Raw genomic sequence first — 3666 nt, 5'->3', positions numbered from 1 at the left:
CCGACAGCGGCAGGCATTCGCCGCCAGCATCTTGAATGGTTTTGGCAACGGTTTGCAGCGGCTCTATACGTCGACTGCAGATCACCACTTTCGCGCCCTCTTCAGCGAAGCGAATTGCCGTGGCCGCGCCAATGCCCTGACCGCCCCCGGTAATAATGGCAACTTTGCCCAGTAGTCTGTTCGTCATAACGGCTCCCAATACTTTATTAGCGTGATTCATTTGAAATCACGTCACATTCATTGCGGTCGCGCTGAAAATAGCAGCGACCCGCAATCCAAACTTGATCGACCTTGAAGTTCAGTAAATTATCGTCGCTAGCCAACGGGCTGCGATCTAACAGCACTAAATCAGCAAATTTGCCCACTTCGAGTGAGCCAATGTCCTGCTCTTTAAAGCTTTGCCACGCGGCGTCAATGGTCACCGCGCGCAGCGCTTGCAGGGTATTAATACGCTGATCGGCACCGAGCACCTCGCCACTGCGGGTTTGCCGGGTGACACTGGTCCACAGCAATCTGGCCATGTCCATGGGTACGACCGGAGAATCGAGATGCACCGTAAAACGCAGTTCTTCCACCACCGCCTCGGCGAGTGGGCTAATACGCTGCCCACGTTCGGGGCCCAGGAATTGATCGCGATGGCGGTCGCCCCAAAAATAGGTGTGCGCACTAAAAAAGCTCGGGGTAATGCCCTGCTGCTTCATGCGAGTAATTTGATCCGCACGCGCCATTTGGCCATGGACTAAAATCGGTCTGGCATCAGCGCGCGGGCAAGCTTGCTGGGCATATTCAATGGCCGTTAACACCATGTCGATAGCAGCATCGCCGTTACCGTGGAGTGCCAACTGGTAATTCTTACAGTGCAGGTTTTTCACCTGTGCGTTCAATTCATCTTGCTTATAGCGAGAGAAGCCGCGATACGCGGGATCACTACTGCCGGTTTGCTGCTGGTAATAGGGCTCAGACAAAAACGCGGTGTAGCCCTGAATACTGCCGTCGACAATGATCTTTATTGCCGAGGCAGAAAATCTATCCGACTGGAAATTATCAAGGCTCAATGCCCCGCTATTTAGCTCCGCTTCCACTTTGTCTGCCAAGGGCCAGACCAGTACCCGCTGGGGCATACGCTGCAACTTAGACAGCCAATACAGACCATTGAGCAAGCGCGAATCAACCCCGCCGCTCTGCAATGTGGTGACCCCCGCGGCAAGGTATTGGTCCCGGGCCTCGTCGACCATCGTCAGAAAATCCGTACCGGAAAAATCCATTGCCTGGCTCGCGACCAGGTCAGTCGCATGTTCAAGTAATAGCCCGCTGGGCTGGGTCGAATTGTCTTCGCGAACAATAACGCCACCTTCAGGGTCTGCGGTCTCGGCGCCAATTCCTGCACGGCGAAGACCCGCCGTATTTACCACTGCCAAATGTCCTGAGCTGTGCATCAGGTAAATAGGTCGGGTTGCAGACACCGCATCAAGATCGTGACGGTTCGGGTGGCGTTTGTCCGTGAGCAGGGAGTCGTCATAGCCGAAACCAAAAAGCCATTCATCTTCACCGCCCGTCTGTGCCGCCGCAGCCAAGCTGCGCTGAATATCGGCGATACTGCGAATATCCCCGACCGGTGGACTACTTAAATCGGTGCCCACTGCGCTGAGGCCTGTTCCGGGGAAATGCCCATGGGCATCAATAAACCCTGGCAGTAGCGTTTTACCGTTAAGATCGTATACAACAGTACCAGCCTGACGCAGGGCCAGAATTTCATCATTGCTGCCCAGTACTTCAATACGCTCACCGCGCACAGCCATCGCCGACACGATGCGATTAGTATCATCCATGGTTAATATCTGGCCATTGACGAACAACTGTAGCGCTGGCAGTTCCGGCGTCGCCCCGCGCAAATAGTAGTACCCAGCAACCGGCACCACTATCACAAGGATCAATATCAGACAAAGTAAGCCTAGAACAATTTTTTTCATATCAGAGCCTAACCGCGAGTTCACGGGCGGTGCGCATAGCCCCATCGATGTAGGTAATGTCGGCACTGTCACCAATATTGTGTGCTTCAATATTGATAGCAGATAGCTGACTTAATATCGACGCGTCAGGCTCTGCACCGAGCGCAATAATCACATTGTCGGCCTCTGTCTCACCGTGGTTTCCATCCTGCGTATAGCAGACCGAACCGTCTGTTATCTCGCTCACACTTGCCCCCCGCTGTAGATCCACACCGTGGGATTTCAAGTCGTGGAGCACGCGCCAGCGACGCACAACACTCAGCTCGCTACCCAAGTCTCGGCCCGCCTCGAGCACCGTCACCTGACGGCCGCGTTCAGCCAGTAACTCAGCGACTTCTAGCCCCACTAGGCCGCCGCCAATAATGCATATTTTTTTGCCCAAGGGCATATACACATGACTAAGCTTTCTAAGAACGTCGATATTGCGGCTCAGCCCCAGCATGTGAGATAGGCGCAGCATCACGCGGTGATACCACGTTAATTTACCCTGCGCGCGGCCGGCGAATAACATATCTCGGAGCTGTTCGCCGTCCAGTACATGGGGCAAATCTTTACCGGCAATAAGCGGCGCACTGCGCTTCGCGCCGGTGGCCAGTACCACGGCATCGACGCCCGCCGCTTTAATACTGTCAATGTTAGCGATTGTATTAAGCGACACCGCCACAGGCAGTTCGGCAATAGCGTTTTTGAGATAGCTCAGCAATTTGCCATTGGGCTCATAAGCCAACGCAGCAACCCGCAGGGTACCGCCGAGCACTGAGTCCCCTTCCCAAAGTTGTACTTGATGGCCACGCAGGGCGAGAACACGGGCCGCCTCAATTCCTCCCGGACCGCCGCCAACCACCAAAATGCGACGCGGTGTTTCTGCGGGAACGATCTGCCCTAAGGCTTCTTCATGGCCCACAGCGGGGTTCACGGCGCAGCGCAATGGCTGATTTATAAAGATTTGGCTAACGCAGATATAGCAGTAAATACAAGGGCGGATATCGCTCTGACGACCATCCCGCAACTTGTTGGGCAACTCTGGATCCGCTAATAATTTCCGACCCATGGCCAGAAAGTCAAAATCCCCTGCGGCGATATGGCGCTCAGCAACGTCGGGTTCAATACGACCAACCGCAATGACGGGAATACTTATCGCCGCCTTAACCGCTTTGGCAAAACCAATATAGCCGCCGGGCTCGTGCACCAATGGCCCCTCAGTAAAGCCGATTGCGCTGTTATTTGAGTAGGCGCTGACATTAATCGCGTGACAACCCGCCGCCTCTAGCAGCTTGGAAACTGCGACAGCATCACCAAGGGTAATTCCGCCTTCAGTGCGATATTCATGGGCGTCTATGCGCACCATAATCGGAAAGTCATCGCCTACGGCAACCTTGATCGCAGCAACCACTTCGAGCAATAAACGGGCGCGATTTTCCAAACTGCCACCGTAATTATCATCTCGCCGGTTGGCGTAAGGCGAAAGATACGACGACAGCAAGTAACCATGCCCCGCGTGAATCTCTACGCCATCAAAGCCCGCGTCGGCAACCAAACGCGCCGCAGAGGCAAAGCAACCGACCACCCAGTCGATATCTTGCTGATCCATTTCTTTATAACGCGGGCCTTTACCATCTGGCCCTGCAGAGCGAACGAAATTCGCCATCTCCGCCAT

3 protein-coding genes are annotated in these 3666 nt (G+C 54.5%); all 3 read right to left on the bottom strand.

The window, feature by feature from the left end:
• Positions 1–187: SDR family NAD(P)-dependent oxidoreductase (locus tag ABYT30_RS17030; RefSeq protein WP_373097629.1), on the bottom strand; the 187-nt coding region annotated here is incomplete at its 3' end.
• Between the two features lie 19 nt (positions 188–206).
• Entirely contained in the window at positions 207–1970 is a 1764-nt protein-coding gene (locus ABYT30_RS17025) for an amidohydrolase (protein WP_373097627.1), read from the bottom strand.
• A gap of 1 nt (position 1971) precedes the next feature.
• Positions 1972–3666 (bottom strand): FAD-dependent oxidoreductase (locus ABYT30_RS17020; protein WP_373097626.1); only part of this gene is annotated, 1695 nt, incomplete at its 5' end.

The sequence above is a fragment of the Zhongshania sp. genome (assembly GCF_041623545.1).
Taxonomy (GTDB): domain Bacteria; phylum Pseudomonadota; class Gammaproteobacteria; order Pseudomonadales; family Spongiibacteraceae; genus Spongiibacter.
The sequence above is the reverse complement of the archived record's forward strand: the minus strand, read 5'-3'. Positions and strand labels throughout refer to the sequence as shown.